This is a genomic window from Streptomyces sp. NPDC008092, from assembly GCF_042957285.1.
Taxonomy (GTDB): Bacteria; Actinomycetota; Actinomycetes; order Streptomycetales; family Streptomycetaceae; genus Streptomyces.
The window spans coordinates 187,514-206,431 of record NZ_JBIBHY010000015.1 but is presented as its reverse complement, the minus strand read 5'-3'; the positions used below and the strand labels follow the sequence as shown (position 1 = coordinate 206,431).

The 18,918-nt window shown below is 72.1% G+C and carries 14 protein-coding genes and 1 pseudogene; 8 read left to right on the top strand and 7 right to left on the bottom strand.

The features are described 5' to 3' along the window. Positions 1 to 13: 13 nt before the first annotated feature. The 5 genes and pseudogenes from ACFZB3_RS39115 to ACFZB3_RS39095 all read right to left on the bottom strand — a co-directional run bounded on the left by ACFZB3_RS39115 (position 14) and on the right by ACFZB3_RS39095 (position 5,919). A complete protein-coding gene (locus ACFZB3_RS39115; protein ID WP_391385202.1) occupies positions 14 to 1,486 on the bottom strand; it encodes an FAD-dependent monooxygenase in 1,473 nt (490 codons plus the stop codon). 86 nt (positions 1,487 to 1,572) lie between these two features. Further along, on the bottom strand, positions 1,573 to 2,748 hold the full coding sequence (locus ACFZB3_RS39110) for an MAB_1171c family putative transporter (protein WP_391385199.1): 1,176 nt from the start codon (positions 2,746 to 2,748) through the stop codon (positions 1,573 to 1,575). After that, on the bottom strand, positions 2,745 to 3,929 hold the full coding sequence (locus ACFZB3_RS39105; RefSeq protein ID WP_391385196.1) for an MAB_1171c family putative transporter: 1,185 nt from the start codon (positions 3,927 to 3,929) through the stop codon (positions 2,745 to 2,747). The genes ACFZB3_RS39110 and ACFZB3_RS39105 overlap by 4 nt, the downstream gene beginning before the upstream one ends. A gap of 89 nt (positions 3,930 to 4,018) precedes the next feature. After that, positions 4,019 to 4,525: pseudogene (locus ACFZB3_RS39100) on the bottom strand (toxin); the annotation flags it as partial. A gap of 56 nt (positions 4,526 to 4,581) precedes the next feature. Continuing rightward, positions 4,582 to 5,919: an MAB_1171c family putative transporter gene (locus ACFZB3_RS39095; protein WP_391385559.1), complete on the bottom strand. Its 1,338-nt coding sequence runs from the start codon at positions 5,917 to 5,919 to the stop codon at positions 4,582 to 4,584. Positions 5,920 to 6,208: 289 nt separating this feature from the next. Here ACFZB3_RS39095 and ACFZB3_RS39090 point away from each other — a divergent pair, with 289 nt between their 5' ends. Genes ACFZB3_RS39090 through ACFZB3_RS39070 form a run of 5 tightly spaced genes read left to right on the top strand, consistent with a single transcriptional unit; the run spans position 6,209 to position 11,865 of the window. After that, entirely contained in the window at positions 6,209 to 7,558 is a 1,350-nt protein-coding gene (locus tag ACFZB3_RS39090; protein WP_391385192.1) for an extracellular solute-binding protein, read from the top strand. After that, positions 7,555 to 8,493, top strand: coding sequence for an ABC transporter permease subunit (locus tag ACFZB3_RS39085; protein ID WP_391385188.1), 939 nt, complete (start codon positions 7,555 to 7,557; stop codon positions 8,491 to 8,493). The genes ACFZB3_RS39090 and ACFZB3_RS39085 overlap by 4 nt, the downstream gene beginning before the upstream one ends. Then, positions 8,490 to 9,350, top strand: coding sequence for an ABC transporter permease subunit (locus ACFZB3_RS39080; protein ID WP_391385185.1), 861 nt, complete (start codon positions 8,490 to 8,492; stop codon positions 9,348 to 9,350). The genes ACFZB3_RS39085 and ACFZB3_RS39080 overlap by 4 nt, the downstream gene beginning before the upstream one ends. Beyond that, complete coding sequence (locus tag ACFZB3_RS39075; protein WP_391385182.1) at positions 9,347 to 10,324, top strand: family 43 glycosylhydrolase; 978 nt, start codon at positions 9,347 to 9,349, stop codon at positions 10,322 to 10,324. Before ACFZB3_RS39080 ends, ACFZB3_RS39075 begins: the two co-directional genes overlap by 4 nt. Positions 10,325 to 10,347: 23 nt before the next feature. Continuing rightward, positions 10,348 to 11,865 (top strand): alpha-L-arabinofuranosidase C-terminal domain-containing protein, encoded by a 1,518-nt coding sequence (locus tag ACFZB3_RS39070; protein WP_391385180.1) that lies wholly within the window; start codon positions 10,348 to 10,350, stop codon positions 11,863 to 11,865. 60 nt (positions 11,866 to 11,925) lie between these two features. Here the strand turns inward: ACFZB3_RS39070 and ACFZB3_RS39065 are convergent, their stop codons facing one another. Continuing rightward, on the bottom strand, positions 11,926 to 14,919 hold the full coding sequence (locus ACFZB3_RS39065) for a beta-galactosidase (RefSeq protein ID WP_391385177.1): 2,994 nt from the start codon (positions 14,917 to 14,919) through the stop codon (positions 11,926 to 11,928). Positions 14,920 to 14,992: 73 nt separating this feature from the next. Between ACFZB3_RS39065 and ACFZB3_RS39060 the strand changes: the two genes are divergently transcribed. Then, positions 14,993 to 15,451 carry an Rrf2 family transcriptional regulator gene (locus tag ACFZB3_RS39060; protein WP_093503415.1) on the top strand — a complete coding sequence of 153 codons (459 nt, stop codon included), beginning with the start codon at positions 14,993 to 14,995 and terminating at the stop codon, positions 15,449 to 15,451. Positions 15,452 to 15,647: 196 nt separating this feature from the next. Further along, positions 15,648 to 16,316: a DUF4360 domain-containing protein gene (locus tag ACFZB3_RS39055; protein ID WP_391385174.1), complete on the top strand. Its 669-nt coding sequence runs from the start codon at positions 15,648 to 15,650 to the stop codon at positions 16,314 to 16,316. Positions 16,317 to 16,359: 43 nt separating this feature from the next. Here the strand turns inward: ACFZB3_RS39055 and ACFZB3_RS39050 are convergent, their stop codons facing one another. Then, positions 16,360 to 17,337 carry an Lrp/AsnC ligand binding domain-containing protein gene (locus tag ACFZB3_RS39050; RefSeq protein ID WP_391385171.1) on the bottom strand — a complete coding sequence of 326 codons (978 nt, stop codon included), beginning with the start codon at positions 17,335 to 17,337 and terminating at the stop codon, positions 16,360 to 16,362. Between the two features lie 126 nt (positions 17,338 to 17,463). On the opposite strand from ACFZB3_RS39050, the gene ACFZB3_RS39045 reads away from it, so the two are divergent. Continuing rightward, entirely contained in the window at positions 17,464 to 18,915 is a 1,452-nt protein-coding gene (locus tag ACFZB3_RS39045; RefSeq protein ID WP_391385168.1) for a carboxylesterase family protein, read from the top strand. Positions 18,916 to 18,918: the final 3 nt, after the last annotated feature.

Here is an 18,918-nt window from a genome sequence, read left to right as displayed (position 1 = left end):
CCTGACGGGCCGCTCAGCTCGCGGTCTTGTCCAGCTCGTCCAGGACCTTTCGTTCCGTCGGGGTCAGCGGCGGCCCCGCGAGCGGCGGCAGCAGCGGGCCGTTGAGCGCGGCCAGGATCGCGGTGGGGTGCAGCAGCCGTGCCGGGCCCGTTTCCAGGCTGCTCACGTCCCACAGGGCCGCCGCCGCCCGGTAGGAACCCGTCGCTGCCTTCAGCAGGCGGCGCGAGTAGCGGGTGACCAGGCGGTCCGTCGCGTTCGGCGTGCCGCCGCGGGTCTCGGGGTACCAGACGTCCTGGCCCACCGCCGTGGCCCAGGGGCCCTCCACGACGGTGGCGACCCCGCGCTGCACGCGGCGGGACAGGCCGGGCGCGGTGAGGCCGGAGCGGTCCAGTTCGCGGGAGAGGGTCCGGGCGCCCTGGGCCGCCACCGACATGCCCTGCCCGTAGGCCGGGTTGAAGGTGGCCAGGGCGTCACCGAGGACGACGAGGCCCTCCGGCCAGGTCCGGGCCTTCTCCAGGTAGCGGCGGGCGTTGTGCGTGCTGTGGCTGGTGTGGATGCCGGTCAGGGGTTCGGCGCCGGAGACGAGGCGGGCGAGGATGGGGTCCGGCAGCGTGCGGATGTACTCCAGGAAGCCCTCCGGGTCGGCCGGCGGTTCGCCGCCCCGGGTGCCGGCCAGGCTGACCATCCAGCGGTCGCCCTCGATGGGCAGGACCATGCCGCTGCGGCCCGGCCGCGACGCGTACGGGTCGGCGTGCAGCACCGTGAGGGGGAAGTGCTCGGCGCCCTCGGGCCTGCGGTAGATCCGGGTCGCGTTGACGAGGCCGGAGTCGACGGTCCGTTCGGGGATGCCGGTCACCCCGAACTCCTCCAGCCAGCGCACGACACGCGAGCCGCGACCACTGGCGTCGACCACGAAGTCCGCGTCGAGCACCGTCTCCCCGGCGGCGGCCGATGCGGTGGCCGATGTGGTGGCCGTGGTCCCGGTCGAGGCCTCGGCCGCGGCGCCGGTCGCGGCCTTCGAGGAGATGCGGACGCCCGTCACGCGGTGCGCGGTGCCGGTCAGGGACAGGGCCTGTGCCGTGCGGATCTCAGTCCTGGAGTGGGCGGCGAGCACCTCCGTGCGGACCACCCAGTCCAGCAGCGCCCGGCTGCAGGTGATCATCCGGGGGCCGTCCTGCTGCCAACGGCGCATCCAGCCTTCCGGCGTCAGCGCCAACATGCCCGAGCCGAGGGGTATCTCGTGGGCGCCGGCGGAGAGCAGCCGCTCGCGCATGCTCACGCCGGGCACGAGGTCCTCCATGGCGGCCAGACCGCCGGACATCAGCAGATGGGCGTGGCGGCCCTGCGGGAGACCCCTGCGGTGCTCGGGCCCGTCGGGCAGCTCGTCCCGGTCCAGTACGACCACTTCGTCCACGTGGCCGGACAGCGCGGCCGCGGCCAGCATGCCGGCCAGTCCGGCACCGATGACGACAGCTCTCCGCGGCATGGGGCTCCTTGGGTCCGTTCAGGGGTGTGCGGTCGGGGGACTGCGGTGCGGACGGGCGGGTCGAATGCCCGTGTTCCAGAGGGCGTTCACCCCGGGGTGGCCCTCACCGTATCCTCCGGCACCGCGGCGGTGCGGCGTGACCGGGTGAGCGCCCGCGCCAGCTCGACCAGCCCGCCCGTGCCGGCCACCTCCGTGGCGTGGAGCCGGTACGTGCTCGGGGTGGTCCGGGGCTCCTCGTGGGCGGCCGCGCGGCGGGCCGCGTCGCTCACCATGGCAGCCTCGGCCGCGACGCGGGCCTCGTGCGCGGAGCGGCCCTCGTGCAGGGCGGCGTCCCGGGCGCGCTCGCGCACCCCGTCGTCGAAGTAGGGGGCCAGCGCCAGCAGGCCGTCGTGGATGGAGACCTCCCGCCAGTGCAGGCGTACCCGGGGCGGCTGCCAGACGGCGATCGGAGGCTTCGGCGCGAGGGAGGCGAACCGCACCTCCGACCACAACGGGCCGAGGCCGCGCAGGTCGTCGAGGTCGCGCCGGCAGGCCCGCGCCGCCGGCAGCAGCCTCGGCAGGACGAAGCCCACCGAACACGCCAGGGCGCCCAGCGAGGCCATCGGCGGGGCGACACCGGTGGACAGGAAGTCGAGGTCGTGACCGGACCAACGGGCCACGAGCGCGGTGTACTTGGCAAGCTGGAAGCCCACCACGTCCAGCAGCGTCCCGGCCAGGATCAGCCGCAGCCCGGTCCTGAGCAGGCCGGTGACCTCACGGCCCCAGGCGACGCAGACGGCGCACATCACCAGGGTGGCCGCGCTGTGCCCGAGCAGGTAGAGCACGATCATCTCGCGCATGTACGGCGTGTTCGCGTAGTAGGTGTCGAGGTCGGTGAGCCGCTCGGTGCCCGGGCCGGCCAGCGCGAACAGCACGACGATGGCGACGATCAGCGCGCCGTAGGCGGCCATGCTGCGCAGCACCAGGCAGCGGATCCGGGCCGGGGGTCCGCCCCGCCAGTTGATCAGCAGGACGAGCAGGGAGCAGCTGTACGCCGAGAGCATCCCGTAGGTGAGGGGGGCGCCGAAGTTCGTGATCCCCGTCAGGCGGTTGACGGCGGACAGGGTCAGCGGGGCCGAGCAGACGAAGACCAGGGCGCCCAGGACGATCGCCGCGCAGGTGGACACGGTCAGCGGGTTGCGCGGGGCCGTCAGGGGGCTGCGGAGCAGGACGAGGCAGGAGAGCCCGAAGACGGCGCCCGCGAGGTACACCACGAGACTCATGCCCGCGAACTCCCTTCCGTCGTACCGGTGCGGAGCCGGGCGGCCGCGACGAGCGGGGACAGCGCGACGGCGTCGGCCACCCGTACGAGCAGGGCGGGAGCGGGGGTCCGGTCCGCGAACCGGTCCGGTCCGGCGGCGGGCGCGAGCCGGTGGCCCGGGTCGCGCTCCTCCACCACGGCCGCGGCGATCACCGTCGCCCACGCGGTGGCCTCGGCCCACTCCTGGTCGTCCGTGGTCCGGGCCGCGGTCTCCAGCGTCCGTTCGTACAGGCCCCGGTCGAGGAACGCGTCCAGGTGGCCGAGCGCGTTGTGGATGCTCGTCTGCCGCCACACCAGCCGGGTGGTGGCGGAGGACCAGCGCGGCCGGGGCAGCCGCAGCGCGCGCCGGGTGAGGAGTTCGTCCAGTTCCCGTTCCAGCGGCTCCAGGCGGGCGAAGGTCCGCCGTGCCCGCCACCGCTGGGTCAGCCGGGGCCCGGTCAGCGGGGTCAGCACGCCGACGACGGTGAGCAGCGCGCTGACTCCGGCGGCGGCCGGCGACACGGTCGTGCTGACCCATGACCAGTCGAGGCCGCACCAGCGCGCGACCACGGCGGCGAGCTTGGGCAGGCTGTACCCGGCGCCGCACAGCGAGCCGACGCCCAGCACGACCAGGCCCGCCCGCAGCCAGCCGTGCACCTGCCGGGCCCAGCGCAGCGACGACACCGTGGTGACGCTGACGGCGGCGAGGTGCCCGGCCAGGTACAGCACGATCATCTCGGCGATGAACGGGGTGGTCGCGTAGTAGGTGTCCAGGTCGGTGCGGCGCTCCACGGGCGTGTGGCCCAGCGCGAACATCACCGCGATGCCGACGAGGACCAAGGCGTAGCCCGTGATCCAGCGGCGGGCCGTGCGGTGCACGTTCGGTCCGCCGCGCCAGTAGACGATCAGGACCTGGGAGGAGGCGCTGTACGCGGTGATCGACGCGTAGGTCAGCGGGGCGGCGAGGTTCGGGACGCCGCTGAGCCGGTTGACGGCCCCGACGGTGGGCGGGGCCCCGAGGAAGAAGCAGGTGCCGGCCAGGCCCAGCACCACGCAGATGACACGCAGGTAGGGGTCGCGCCAGTGACGTATCAGGTCGGGGGCCTTCACCAGCAGGCCCAGCCACAGCAGAGCGCAGCTGACGTAGTTGATCAGGCCGTTCATCTTCCCGGTCCGTCTCCTGATCCGCTTCCTGATCCGCTTCCCGATCCGCCTCCCGGACCGTTTCCGGGGCCGCTGCCCGGACCGCCGCTCGTGCCGCGGTAGTTGAGGGCGGCGCCGATGCGCCCGGCGAGGCCCTGGTCGCCGTCCCCGGCCGCCGTGCCGTCCCGGGCGGCGGAGCCCGCAGCGGCCTCCAGCCAGGGGCGCAGCCGCCCGCTCATCAACATGCCGAAGCGGTCGGCCTCCTGCTCGTCGGCGAGGCTGAAGTCGGTGCGTGCGGCGACGGGCCGGGGGCTGCCGTCGGCGGCCGGCGCGGGCGAGGGGTGGGCGTCGCGCTGGTGCATGTGCCACACCTCGTGGCAGAAGATCACGATCTGGTGCCAGACGGCGGCCCGTCTGTCCACGACGACGACGTCGTACGTGTCGCCCTCCAGCCACAGCCCGCTCGCGGTGTGGGGCGGGAACACCTCGCGCCGGACGACGACTTCACGTCCCCGCCAGCGGCAGACGGAGTCGACCAGCGCGTCGAACAGGGCCTCGGGGTCGGCGGGGACCGGAACGCGCATGGGCTCGACGAGGGCGCCGGCGAGCCGGCGCATCTCCTTCTTCGTGCGCACCGCTGCAATATGCCAGGACATAAGCCGCCTCAGCCACCTCACCGTCGACGCGGCAGGAAGGAACCGGCCGCCTCCGCCGAACGGACCACATCTGCCGAACGGTCCGCCTCCGCCGAACGGGCCGCCTCCGCCGTACCGGCAGCTTCCGCAGCCCCGGCCGCCTCCGCCGCACCGGCCTCCTCCGGCCGGGGCGGGCCCGCCGCCACGCGTACCGCGTCGATCACGTCGGGATGGCGCAACTCCCGTGAGACCGCCCCGATCTCCCGGAGCAGCTCCGTCGTGTCGGGGTGGCTCGCCGCACCGTCACGGTGCGCGGGGCGCTCCCCGTCGGCCACGGCATCCAGGATCGCCACCGCCGCGGCGAGCGCCCTCGCCCGGGCCGGCGGGAACCCCAGCCGCAGTGCCGCGCGGTACGCCCGGGTGCGCAGTCCGTCGTCGAGGTGCCGGGCGAGCGGGAGCAGCACGTCGCGGATGTACGTCTCCCGCCGGACCAGGCGCAGTTCGGGGGTGGCCCGGAGCAGGAACAGGAAGGGGAGGCCGTCGCCGTCGACGGTCCGCAGCAGCCGGTACAGCGGCCGCAGTTCGCGGTGGGCGAGCCGCACCCGTCGGCGGTCGTGCAGGTACTGGCCGGCGTGCGGCAGGATGAAGCCGACGGCGATCAGGATGGCGGACAGACAGGCCACCGGCGGGGCGACGTCCGTGCTCAGCCGGTCCAGGTCGTGCCCGGTCCAACGGGCCGTCACGGCGGTGAACTTGGCGAGGTCGAAGACGAGGTTCAGGCCGTAGCCGACCGCCAGGAACGTCAGCCCGCAGCGCAGCCGGGTGCCGAGGCCGTCGGCGCGCACCCAGTTCCACACGAGCGACGAGGTGATCGCCACGGCCACCGTGTGGGCGAGCAGGTAGAGCAGGATCTCCTCGCGCATGAATGGCGTGTTGGCGTAGTACGTGTCGAGGTCCCGCAGCCGCTCCACGGGCACGTCCGCGAGGGCGAACAGCACCCACAGCGCCACGATCACGCCCGAGTAGACGGAGATCACCCAGCGCCTGGCGCGCCGGGTCGCGGCCGAGCGGTCGGCCGGGCCGCCCCGCCAGGCGATGATCAGCAGCAGTCCCGAGCCGCTGAACGCGGTCAGCAGCGAGTAGACCCAGGGCGCCGAGATGTTGGGAACGCCCGTGACCCGGTTGGTCCAGGCGATCGTGGACGGCGTCACGGACACGAACACGGCGCAGGCGAGCAGCAGCAGCCCGCCGACCGCGCGCAGCAGCGGGTCGTGCCAGAGCCGCAGGATGGTCGGAAGCCTGAGCACGAGGGCGGCGACGAGGATCGCGGTGGGGATCCACACGAACGACGTGTACAGCTCGCCGAGGAAGTTCATCACCACGTCGTGCGCTCCCCCTTTCCCCGCCGTCCGCCGCACAGCCGGTCCGAGGTTACGCGCCCGGAACTGGCCCCGTCATGTCCTCCGATGGCCGTTGTGGGACCGGGAACGACTGCTGTGTCCGGAAATCGCCGTCGCGAAAGCAGGGAGAGGGCGCGGACCGAAATCCGTTGAAGCCTGTTCAACCCATTGACGCGCAAGCGCTTCGATTTTACGGTCCCGTTCGAAGTTACGAGCGCTATACGAGATTTCGAACATCTTGGGACTTCTACAGTAAGGGCAGGGCATGGGACGACCTGGCCTGAACCGCAGGCAACTACTGGGCACGGCAGGGGGGCTGGCGGTCGCGGGCAGCCTCGGCTTCGCCGCGCTCGGGACCGGCGCCGACGCGCTCGCCTCCGGCGCGGACACCCGGGTGCGCTACTGGAACCTCTTCAGCGGCGGCGACGGCGCCAACATGATCGCGATGCTGGACGCCTTCCGCGGCGAACACCCCGGCATCGACGTGAAGGACTCCACCCTCCAGTGGGGCAACCCCTTCTACACCAAACTCGCCATGGCCGCCGCCGGCAACCGCGCCCCCGAGCTCGGCGTCATGCACATGGGCCGGGTGGCCGGCTTCTCCCCGGGCCGCCTCCTCGACCCGTGGGACCTGGACCTCCTCGCCAAGTACGGCGTCCGCAAGGCCGACTACAGCCCCGCGCTGTGGAACCGCGGTGTCATCGACGGCAGGCTCTACGCCCTCCCGCTCGACATCCACGTACAGCTCTGCTTCTACCGCAGGGACGTCCTGAGGAAGGCCGGCCTGCTCGGCGACGACGGCCTGATGGTCCCGGTCACCTCCACCGACGAGTGGTTCGACGTCCTGAAGAAGGCCAGGGCGGTCCAGAAGAAGGGCCTGCAGACCATCGGCCTGTGGACCAACGACCAGAACTTCCAGTGGTGGTTCTTCGTCGCCTTCTACACCCAGCTCGGCGGCACGTGGTTCGACGCCGGCGACACCGAGGTCCTCTTCGACACCGACAAGGCCACCGAGGTCCTGGAGTTCTTCCGCAAACACGTCACCGACGGATACGTCATCCCGGGCGCGCCGACCGGCGAACAGTTCGTCAACGGCGCCCCCTTCACCTGGGAGGGCAACTGGTCGGTGCCCGTCTTCTCCGGCGCCGGGCTGGACTACGGCGCGACCCCGCTGCCGCCCGTCTTCGGACAGCAGGCCACGCACGCCGAGTCGCACTCCTTCGTGCTGCCACACCAGTCGGACCGCGGCGGCGCCACGAACGAGGCCGCGCACGAACTGGCCGCGTACGTCGTCACCCACGCCCTCCAGTGGGCGGCCGGCGGCCACATCCCCGCGTACACGCCGACGCTCTCCACCGCCGCCTACAAGAAGCTCACCCCGCAGCGCGAGTACGTCTCCGCGATGTACCACCAGGCCACCGAGCCGAAGGTGTGGTTCGCGGGCTCCACCGGCGTCCTCGCCCAGGACCTCGGCCCGCTGGTCGTCTCCTCGACGACGGGCTCGGCCGAGCCGTCCGCCGTCGCGCGGACGATGCGGAAACACCTCGTCAAGCTCCTCGCCTCGAAGAACCCGATGGACGGCAGGACCGCCGCACAGGGAGGTACCGCCGCATGACGACCAGTGCAGGGACCGTCGCCGCACCGGTACGGGCGCGGACCGCCGCCGCCTCCGCGACCGTCCGCCGCAGGCAGGGCTTCCAGCACGGGGGCTGGTTCGTCGCCCCGTTCCTGGCGCTCTTCACGCTGTTCGTCCTCTGGCCGCTGCTGCGCGGCGTCTACCTCAGCCTCACCGACGCCAACATCTCCGGCGACGGCGCGAACTTCATCGGCCTCGACAACTACCGCGAGGCGCTGCACGACCGGGCGATGTGGGACGCGCTCGGGCACAGCGCCTACTTCACGCTGCTCGTCGTCCCGTCCATCACGGTGCTCGCCTTCCTGCTCGCGATGCTCGCCCACCACATCGAGCGCGGCAAGTGGCTGTGGCGCCTGTGCTTCTTCGCCCCCTTCCTGCTGCCCTCCACGGTCGCCGGCAACATGTGGCAGTGGCTGTTCACCCAGGGCATCGGCCTCTTCGACGAGACCTTCGGACTCACCACCCCCTGGCTGACCGACAAGTCGTACGCGATGCTCGCCATCGTCATCGAGACCCTGTGGTGGACGGTCGGCTTCTCCTTCCTCCTCTACCTCGCCGCCCTCCAGGGCATACCCGGCCACCTCTACGAGGCCGCCAAACTGGACGGCGCGAACGCCTGGCACCGGACGGTCCACATCACCCTGCCGATGCTGCGCCACATCACCGGCCTGGTGATCGCGCTCCAGGCCCTCGCCTCGCTGCAGCTCTTCGACCAGGCGGTCGTGATGATGGACTTCGGCCCCGGCCCCGAACTCGCCACCCGCGGCTTCGTCCAGTACACCCTCGAACAGGGCTTCACCAGCTACCGCGTGGGCTACGCCTCCGCGATGTCCGTCATCTTCTTCGTGATCATCGCGGCCGTCGCCCTCGGACGGACGGCGCTGCTGCGCAACCGTGCGGAGGGCACCCGATGAGCACCCCCCAGCCGCGCCCGAGGCCCCGCCGCAGGCCGTGGACGCCGAGCCAGATCGTCCTGACCCTCCTCGGCGCCGCCGTCTCCGCCGTCTTCGTGGCGCCGATCGCCGCGGCCCTGTTCACCTCGCTCAAGTCCGAGGCCGAGGCCGCCGAGATCCCGCCGCACTGGCTGCCCAAGGCATGGACCGGCCAGGCCTGGAAGGCGCTGTGGGCGACCGGCAACATCACGAACTGGTTCGTCAACTCGCTCGTGGTGTCGATCCTGGTGACCGCTGTCGTGGTCACCGTCGCCGCCCTCGCCGGATACGGCTTCGCCCGCACCGAGTTCAGGGGCCGGGCCGTCCTGATGGGCCTGGTGATGACGGGCCTGATGATCTCCCCGGCGGTCCTCGGCGTCCCCCTGTTCACCACCGTCCAGCAGCTGGGCATGGTCGACACCTACTGGGGCATGATCCTGCCGCAGTGCGCTCCCGCGGCCATGGTCTACATCCTCTACAAGTTCTTCCAGGGCATCCCGCGCGAACTGGAGGAGGCCGCCTTCATCGACGGCGCCGGCCGCTGGCGGATCTTCCTCACCGTCGTCGTCCCGCTCTCCCGCCCCTCCCTCGCCGCGGTCGGCATCTTCACCTTCATCGCCTCGTGGAACAACTTCCTGTGGCCGTACCTGGTGACCAACGACCCCGACCTGATGACCATGCCCAACGGCATCGCGACCGTCATGAACTCCTACGGCATCCAGTGGGCCCAGCTCATGGCCGGCGGCCTCATGGCGGGCCTGCCGCTGATCGTCGTCTTCGTCTTCTTCCAGCGGCAGATCGTGGCGGGCGTCGCCCACACGGGATTGGCGGGCCAGTGAGAGCACGCAGAGCACGCAGAGCGCTGACGGCCGTGGCGGCCGCCGTCTTCCTGGCCTTCCTCCCCAACACGGCCCAGGCGGCGGAGAGTTACCCCGACCCGCAGCCCGTCACCGGCCAGCAGGTCATCCACGACCCCACCGTCATCCGCCTCAAGTCCGGCGGCTACGTGGCCTATTCGACGGGCGGCGTCATCGGCGCCCGCACCTCGAAGGACCGCGTGCAGTGGGACGACGCGGGCAACGCCTTCGCGACGCCGCCGAACTGGTGGTACGACTACAACCCCACCGGCGACCCCTGGGCACCGGACATCTCCTACCGCGCCGGCCGCTACTGGCTCTACTATGCGGTCTCCTCCTGGGGCACCAACCACAGCGCGACAGGTGTGGCCACGTCCCCCACCGGCCTCCCCGGCAGCTGGACCGACCACGGCCCCGCGTTCACCTCCGACACGACCGACTCCTGGAACGCCATCGACCCGGCGGTCATCCGGGCCGACGGCAAGCTGTGGATGGCGTTCGGCTCGTACTGGACGGGCATCCGCATGGTCCGGCTCGACCCGCACACAGGCAAGGCGGTCCCCGGCACGACGGTCGAACACCTGGCGACCCGCCCGGACACCCCGTACGCGGTGGAGGGCGCCTACATCGTCCACCACGGCCGCTACTACTACCTCTTCGCCTCCTACGACGCCTGCTGCGCCGGGGTGGACTCCACCTACAAGATCAGGGTCGGCCGTTCGACGTCGGTGACCGGCCCCTACGCGGACAGCACGGGCACCCCGATGCTGGAGGGCGGCGGGGACCTGCTGCTGGCGAGCCACGGCAGGTTCGTCGGTCCGGGCGGCGAGTCGGTCTTCAGGGACAGGGGCAGGGACGTCCTCGCGTACCACTACTACGACGCGGACGACGCCGGCACGCCGAAGCTGGGCCTGAACACCCTCTACTGGACAGAAGACAGCTGGCCTACCCTTTAGCAAGCGCTTTCCGAAAGGATCCCATGAGCACCCGCACCGCCCGCTTCACCCTCGACCCCGCCTTCACCGTCGGCGAAGTCGACCCCCGCCTCTTCGGCTCCTTCGTCGAGCACCTGGGCCGCTGCGTCTACACCGGCATCTTCGAACCCGGCCACCCCGAGGCCGACGCCGAAGGCCTGCGCACCGACGTCCTCGGCCTGGTCCGCGAACTCGGTGTCACCACCCTGCGCTACCCCGGCGGCAACTTCGTCTCCGGCTACAAGTGGGAGGACTCGGTCGGCCCGGTCGAGGACCGCCCCCGCCGCCTCGACCTCGCCTGGCGGTCGACGGAGACCAACCGGTTCGGCCTCTCCGAGTACATCGCCTTCCTGAAGAAGGTCGGCCCGCAGGCCGAGCCCATGATGGCGATCAACCTCGGCACGCGAGGCGTGGCGGAGGCCCTGGAACTCCAGGAGTACGCCAACCAGCCCTCCGGCACCGCCCTGTCCGACCTGCGCGCCGCCCACGGCGACAAGGACCCCTTCGGCATCAGGCTCTGGTGCCTGGGCAACGAGATGGACGGCCCCTGGCAGACCGGCCACAAGACCGCCGCGGAGTACGGCCGCGTCGCCGCCGAGACCGCCCGCGCCATGCGCCAGATGGACCCGTCCGTGGAACTGGTCGCCTGCGGTTCCTCCAGCCAGTCCATGCCGACCTTCGCCGAGTGGGAGGCGACGGTCCTCGCGGAGACGTACGACCTGGTCGACTACATCTCCCTGCACGCCTACTACGAGCCCCAGGACGGCGATCTCGACTCCTTCCTGGCCTCCGCCGTCGACATGGAGTCCTTCATCGAGAACGTGGTCGCCACCTGCGACCACGTGGGCGCCAGGCTGAAGTCCCCGAAGAAGATCAACCTCTCCTTCGACGAGTGGAACGTCTGGTACACGTCGAGGTGGCACGAGATCGAGAACTCCGACGCGCGGGACTGGCCCGAGGCCCCCCGCCTCCTGGAGGACAACTACAGCGTCCTGGACGCCGTGGTCTTCGGCTCCCTCCTCATCGCCCTGCTCCGCCACGCCGACCGCGTCACGGTCGCCTGCCTGGCCCAGCTGGTCAACGTCATCGCCCCGATCATGACCGAGCCCGGCGGCCCGGCCTGGCGCCAGACGACGTTCTTCCCCTTCGCCCAGGCCTCCCGTCACGGCCGGGGCCAGGTCCTGGACGTACGCGTGGACTCGCCGACGTACGACACGAAGAAGTACGGCGAGACCGACCTGCTGCACGCCACGGCGGTCAGGGCCGAGGACGGCACGGTCACCGTCTTCGCCGTGAACCGCAGCCGGACGGAGCCGCTGCCGCTGGAGGTCGCCCTGAGCGGCCTCGGTCTGACGTCCGTGGCGGAGCACAACGTCCTGTCCGACGCGGACCCGGACGCCCGCAACACCCTGGAGGAACCCGAGCGGGTGACTCCTCATCCGGCCGAGGGCACATCCCTCAGCGACGGCACTCTGAGCGCCGTCCTCGAACCCCTCTCCTGGAATGTGATCCGACTGACCTAGGGGTCAACGCGTCCCTTGGGGGCGCGGGGAACTGCGCGACCAGCCCCCACCGGCCCGCAGTCAACGGCCGGGGGAGTCCACCGCAGTCAGTGGAACTCCTCCGACCGCACTCCCCAGCAACTCCAGCCGCACAACCCCCGGCCCGAACTCGCTCGTCCCGTCCGAAAGCACAGCCAGCGCCAGCGTGTTCGCCCCCCGGGTCCGCAGAATCCCGTTCGGCAGCACGAACGTGTGCTGCGGCCCCACGTCGTTGACGTACTGCCCGAGGTTCCACCCGTTCAGGAAGATCTGCACCCGGTAGGCCCGCGCCGGATCGTCCTCCAGCACCAGCCCCACCGACGCGTCCACCCCGCCCGGCACGGACAGCCGGAACCCGGTCCGGTACCAGGTGACCCCCATCCCCTTGTCGGAGCGGGGAAGCACGGCCGGCTCCCACCCGCCGTCCGCGAACCCGGGCAGGTGCCACCCCTCCCGCTCCCCGTACAGCCCGCCGTTGTTCTGCGGTCCCCGCACCGGATCCGGGGCGGCGGCCCCCTGGATCCGCCAGCTCACCTTCGGCGAGACCCCCTTGAAGGAGACGGCGGTCAGTCCGCGTGCCACCTTGTGGGTGTCCAGCGACCCGCCGTCCATGTCGTGCTGCATCCGCCGCACCAGCACGGACAGCACGTGCCCCGGCTTCTTCCGCTGCTTCTTCTTGAGCTTCTTCCTCAGCCCGTCGGCGGAGAACTCGGCCGTGGCCGCCCAGCTCCCCTTCCGTACCGTCTTCGCGTCCGGCACCGGCATCCGGTGCGAGCCCAGCGGCACCCCGTCCAGCCAGGCCATCAGCATGCCCTGGGTGCCCGTGCTGTAGGCGAGGGCGACCGACTCCAGGTCCTCGATGCTGCCCTCCACCCGCCCCCGGTACCAGACGTCCCCGTAGTGGAAGCCGTAGTCGTCGGCGAAGAGCACCGGCTGACCCGCCGGGACGGCCGTGGTGCTGAACGACGTCTTCCGGTCGGCGGCCGGCCACGCCGAGTCGTCGAAGCCGGTCGCGGCCTCGGGGTTCTCGGCCTTCCGCCGCCAGCCGGTGAGCACCGGCAGCGCCGGCCGCGGTGCCGCCGGCATCTGTGCCAGGGCGACCAGGCTCTCCGAGGTGGTCACCCGGGTCGGTACCGGCTGCCCGTTCCAGGTGACCGAGGCGATGCCGCGGGGCCCCCAGACCTCCACGCCGCTCGACCCGACGATGTCCCCGGTGAGCCGGACGGCCGACCCGTCGAGCTTCGCGTGGCGCAGCAGCGCCGGGCCGTAGACCAGGAGCGTGCCGGACGGGGTGTCGTACGGGAACAGCCGTACGGAGGTCGCGTCGTCGGCGAAGAGGAGGAGCAGCGGGGTGTCGGACTCGCCGCGCTGCACCAGGACCCGGGTGAGTCCGCCCTGCCCGAGCGGTGCGGTGACGTGCAGGACGCCCTGGTCGTAGACCCAGGCCGCCTCGGCGTCGAGGCGCTGGACCAGCGGCTCGGCCGGGCACTCCAGGACGAGGTGTGCCATCTCGCCGTAGCGGCCGGTGAACAGGGCGATGTCCTGGCGTCCCGCGGTGAGCACGAACATCGGCTGGGCCGTGCAGTAGCGCAGCTTCCGCCTGCCGAGGGAGAGGCCGGTGGTGACGAGCCGGGCGTCGTGGGCCGCGACGGTCAGCTCGACGTCGTCGCCGTCGGCGGTCCGGAGCGTGGAGGTGACCTCCTCGGCGCCGTCGTTGCGCAGGACGTAGACGTGCGCCTGGGTGTCGGGGTTGGTGAGGTGGTACGTCTTCAGGCCGTCCAGGTGGACGTCGGCCGCGCGGTCCAGCTTGGCGAAGTCCGGGACGCGTTGCAGGAGGTGGCCGAGCTGGTGCATCGGCGCGATCTTCGTGGTGACGTTGCGGGCCTCGTCGATGGCGGCGCCGTAGTCGTACGACGTGTAGACGACCGGTGCCGGCAGCCAGCCCCAGGTGGTGCCGCCGTAGGTCATGTAGACGTTGTGGAGGGTGAGGCCGTTGGCGAGGTTGGTGAGGTAGAAGCGGCGTTCGTAGGCCGCGTCCCGGGTGCGCCGGGACTCCGCGTACCCCTTGCCGCCGAACTCGACGCCGCCCCACGGGTCGAACCAGCCGCCCCCGTACTCCGGGACGAACCCGGGCGTGCGCGGGCTCGCGGTCGCGCCGCCCTTGAGGCCGCCGATCCCGAAGTGGCCCCAGTCCGGCGGGGGCTGGGAGGGCGAGGGGTAGCCGTCGAAGCCGTACAGCCACTTGCCCCGCTCGCCGCCCGTGTCGAAGGAGCCGGGGATCCAGTAGCCGTTGCGGCCCTTGTCGTTGTGGAAGAGGGGGACGTCGATGCCGTCGGCCCGCACCTTCCGGTAGAGGTGGGACATGTAGGCGGGGCCGCTCGGGTCGGTGACGTGGCCGTCGTACTCGTTCTCGATCTGGTAGAGGAGGACGGTTCCGCCGCCGTCCGTGTGCTGGTGGCGGCGGACGATGCGGTTGACGGCCGTCAGCCACTGGTCGACGTGGCCGAGGTAGGTCGGGTCGGTGCCCCGGGCGGCGCCCTCGGTGGCGGTGAGCCAGCCGGGGAAGCCGCCGGCGTCGACCTCGGCGTTGATGTAGGGGCCGGGGCGGAGGATCACGTACAGCCCGGTCTCGGCCGCCGTGCGGAGGAAGAGATCGAGGTCGCGTACGCCGGTGAAGTCGTACGTCCCGGGCGCGGCGGAGTGGTAGTTCCACGCCACGTAGATGCTGACGGTGTTGTAGCCGTGCGCCCGCATCTTCTCCAGGACGTCCCGCCACAGGGACGGGCTCGGGAGGCGGAAGGGGTGCAGCTCGCCGGACCAGACCACCAGCCGCCGCCCGTCCACGACGAGGGAGTAGTGGTCGTAGCCGATGGTGTGCCGCTGCCCGTCGGCTCCCGGCGCGGCCGGTGCCGGGCCGGTCGGCACGCTGCGTGCCGCGTAGGCCGCGGGCGCCCCGGGGCCGCCGCTGCCGCCCAGGGCGAAGCCGAGCGCGGTCGAGCCGGCGAGGGCACTGAAGGTACGTCTGCTGAGCGCCAAGGGATCCTCCCGGGCGATCTTACGGGGCGCGGGTGCGGCCATTGTCCACGGGAGGACGCCCCACAATGGACGCATGAGGATCTCGGCACGAGCGGATTACGCGGTACGGGCGGTACTGGAGCTCGCCGTACGGCAGGGCGAGGGCCCCGTGAAGGCGGAGGAGATCGCCGGCGCCCAGGACATCCCGCACAAGTTCCTGGAGGGCATTCTGGGTGACCTCCGGCGCGCCGGGATCGTCGACAGCCGGCGTGGCGGGGGCGGCGGCTACCGGCTGGCGCGGGAGGCGTCCGCGATCACGGTGGCCGACCTGATCCGCGCGGTGGACGGCCCGATCGTCTCGGTGCGCGGCGAACGCCCGACGGGTCTGGCCTACACCGGCACCGCCCAGCCGCTGCTGCCCCTGTGGATCGCGCTGCGCGCCAACGTCCGCAGGATCCTCGAAGGCGTCACGGTGGCGGACATCGCGGCGGACGCCCTGCCGGAGCCGGTACGGGCGCTGGCGGCGGAACCGGCGGCCTGGGAGAACCCCTGAGCCGTGGGAGAGGTGTGAAATCCGGGACTGTGAATGGCCGGAGTTCGCCCTGACCGGTTCGCGTGGGGGTTCCTACGATTCGAGCGCCCCGGCCTTCACAGGAAACTCACAGTTCCTTCAAAAGTGAACTCTCCAAAAGTGAACTACGGACGGCCGCGGGTGCAACCCCCCACTCGATCACCGAACCGGAGAAACCATGGGATCCAGGAGACACGGACTCCTGCTCGGCGGAGCGCTCACCGCGCTGCTCACCGCCGGGCTGCCCGCTCAGGCCCAGGCCTCGTCGTCGCCCGTCTTCGACGACCCGCCGCCGGACAAGATCGTCATCAACGTCGCCACGGTGAACGGCTCCGGCTGTCCGCAGGGGACCACGGCGGTCGCCGTGTCCGAGGACAACGAGGCCTTCACCGTCACCTACAGCGCCTACCTCGCGCAGGCCGGCGGCAACTCCGACCCCACCGCCTTCCGGCGCAACTGCCAGCTCAACCTCGTCGTCCACGTGCCGGGCGGCTTCACCTACGCCATCGCCAGCGCCGACTACCGCGGCTTCGCCTCGCTCCAGCCCGGCGCCGCCGGCACCCAGCGCGCCTCGTACTACTTCCAGGGCTCCTCGAACACCGCCTCCGCCAACCACCCCTTCACCGGCCCCTACAACGACAACTGGCAGGCCACCGACACCACCGACTGGGCCCAGCTGGTCTGGGCGCCCTGCGGGGTCCAGCGCAACTTCAACATCAACACCGAGCTGCGGGTGAGCGCCGGCAGCGCGAACCCCGGCAAGGTCAGCTTCATGACCATGGACTCCACCGACGGCGAGATCAGCACCGTCTACCACCTGGCCTGGAAGCAGTGCCCGGCCAAGTAGCCCGGCACGCCGGCCGGGCAGCCGATGGCGGGTGCCCGGCCGGTCACAGGCTCCCGGGCCGGACCAGACCGGTCCGCTTGACCCCGCTCAGGATCGGCGTGACCTCCATCGTGGAGACGTGTTCCAGGGCGCCGACCGTGTCGCTCAGGAAGCGGTAGAGCGCGTCGAGGTCGGTCGCCGCGACGGCCACGAGCAGGTTGGCCGAGCCGGTGGTGGCCGAGGCGAACCGCACCTGCGGATGGCGGCTCAGCCGCCGGCCGGTCTCCTCCAGACGGCCGGGGGCGACCGTCATCCACAGCAGCGCCTCGGTGCGGATGCCGAGCCGGGCGAGATCGACCTCGGTCGCGAGCCTGAGGACCAGGCCGCCCGCCAGCGCCGCCAGGCGCCGGCGGGCGGTCAGCGCGCTGATGTCGGCGCGGCGGCCGAGCTCCGTGTAGGAGGCCCGCCCGTCCTCGACCAGCCCGGCGACCAGCTGGTGGTCGGCGGGGGTGAGCGCGGGGCGCGGACCGGCCTCCGGCAGGTCCGGGCGCAGACTGGCCAGCTCGTCCTCCGTCAGCAGGCCGCCGCTCCAGTCGAAACCGGCCGGGAAGACCCGCAGCAGCGCGTGCGAGGTCCACGACTGCACCGCCGCGGTGGCCGGCAGGTCGCGCAGCAGCAGGTTGTTGCGCGCGTCCGGCCCGTCCAGGAACAGGATCGTGCAGATCTCGTCGCCGCCGCCGAGCACGTCCACCCAGACCGTGTCGGGGCGGCGGGCCAGGGTGGCGGCGATGGCGCTGATCCGGTTGGGCTTGCACCGGATGCGCAGGGTCAGCGGGATCAGGTCGGGGAAGCACACCGGGTTGCGGACGGCCGTGGCCCGCAGCGTGCCGTCGTGGTAGAGCGGCGCCGCCCGCCGCACCACGGTCCGCTCCGAGATCCCGAGGACCCGGCCGACCGTGCGCCAGGAGGCACGCGGGGAGGCCAGCATCGCGGCGGCGATCCGGCTGTCGGTCTCGTCCAGGCGATGACGTGCTTTCTCCATATCCATGGATGATATGGCGCGACTTCTCGATTGCCGGCCAGCTTTCTGGCTCATCTCCGCACCCCCGGTGAGGATCGGTGACATCGCATCGGTGACATCGCAACCGAACCGAGAGAGGTGAGCATCATGGCGGACATCGAGAACCCGGTCGTGGCCACGGAGCGGGGCAGGGTCCAGGGGATCGCGGCAGGCGGGGCGGTCTCCTTCCGGGGCATCCCGTACGCCGCTTCGCCGGTCGGCGAGCTGCGGTTCGCCGCGCCGCGGCCGCACCCGGGCTGGACGGGGGTCCGGCAGGCGGTGCAGGCCGGGCCGTCCGTTCCGCAGGGTCCGTCCCGCCTGGAGCAGGTGATGGGACACCGGGAGCCCGACTGGGACGAGGACGGCAGCCTCACCGTCAACGTCTTCGCGCCACGCGGGGCCCTGACCGACGGCACGCCCCGCCCGGTCCTCGTCTGGTGGCACGGCGGCGGCTTCACCAGCGGCTCCGGCGGCTGGGACTGGTACGACGGCGGCCGCCTCGCCGCCGTCGGCGACCTCGTGGTCGTCACCGCCAACTACCGGGTGGGGCCCCTGGGTTACCTCTACCTCCCGGAGATCGGCGCCGCCAACCTCGGCCCCCAGGACCAGGCCGCCGTGCTGCGCTGGGTGCGGGACAACATCGCCTCCTTCGGCGGCGACCCGCGCGAGGTCACCGTCGGCGGCCAGTCGGCCGGCGCCTACTCCGCCCTGTCCCTGGCGCTCGACCCGCAGACCTCCGGCCTCGTCTCCCAGGTGCTCGTGCAGAGCGGCCCCTTCGGCCTCGCCCCGCAGGACCCCGGGGACGCGGCCGCCAACGCCGAGGCCTACCTGCGCCTGCTCGGCGTCCCGTCCGGCACCGGCACCGCGAAGGCCCTGCGCGCCCTGCCCGCCGGACAGCTGCTGTCCGCCTACCGGCAGCTGGCGGTCCAGGCGGCCCGCCCCGGCAACGCCGCCCCGCCGATGTACCCGGTGCTCGGCGGCCCCGGCATGCCCCGCACCTGGCAGCGGGCGCTCGCCGACGGCGCCCTGGAGGGCAAGCCGCTGCTCATCGGCACCACCGCCGACGAGGCCACGTCCTTCTTCGCCTTCGACCCGGCCGTCCGGCACCTCACCCCCACCGGCGCCCTGGACCTCCTGTCCACCCAGGCCGGCGACCAGGCCCAGGCGATCTACGACGCGTACGCCGCCCGGCTCCCGCAGGCCACCCCCGCGCAGATCTTCACCGCCATCGGCACGGACACCCTCTTCCGCGACGGCTCGCTGGAGATCGCCGACCACCACGCGGCCGGCGGCAACGCGACCCACGTCTACGAGTTCGACTACCGTCCGGCCGAGGACCCGCACGCCCTCGGCGCCGCCCACTGCGCCGAACTACCCTTCCTCTTCAACACGTTCGACGCCTACCCGGACAGCCCGATGCTCGGCAGGGTCGGGGACGCCCAGCGCGCCCTGGGCCACGAGTTCGCCGCCGCCGTCGCCGAGTTCGTCAGGACCGGCACGGTCCACGACTGGCTCCCGTACGCCCCCGGGACGGCCGCCCGCGTCCGCCACTTCGGCTGAACC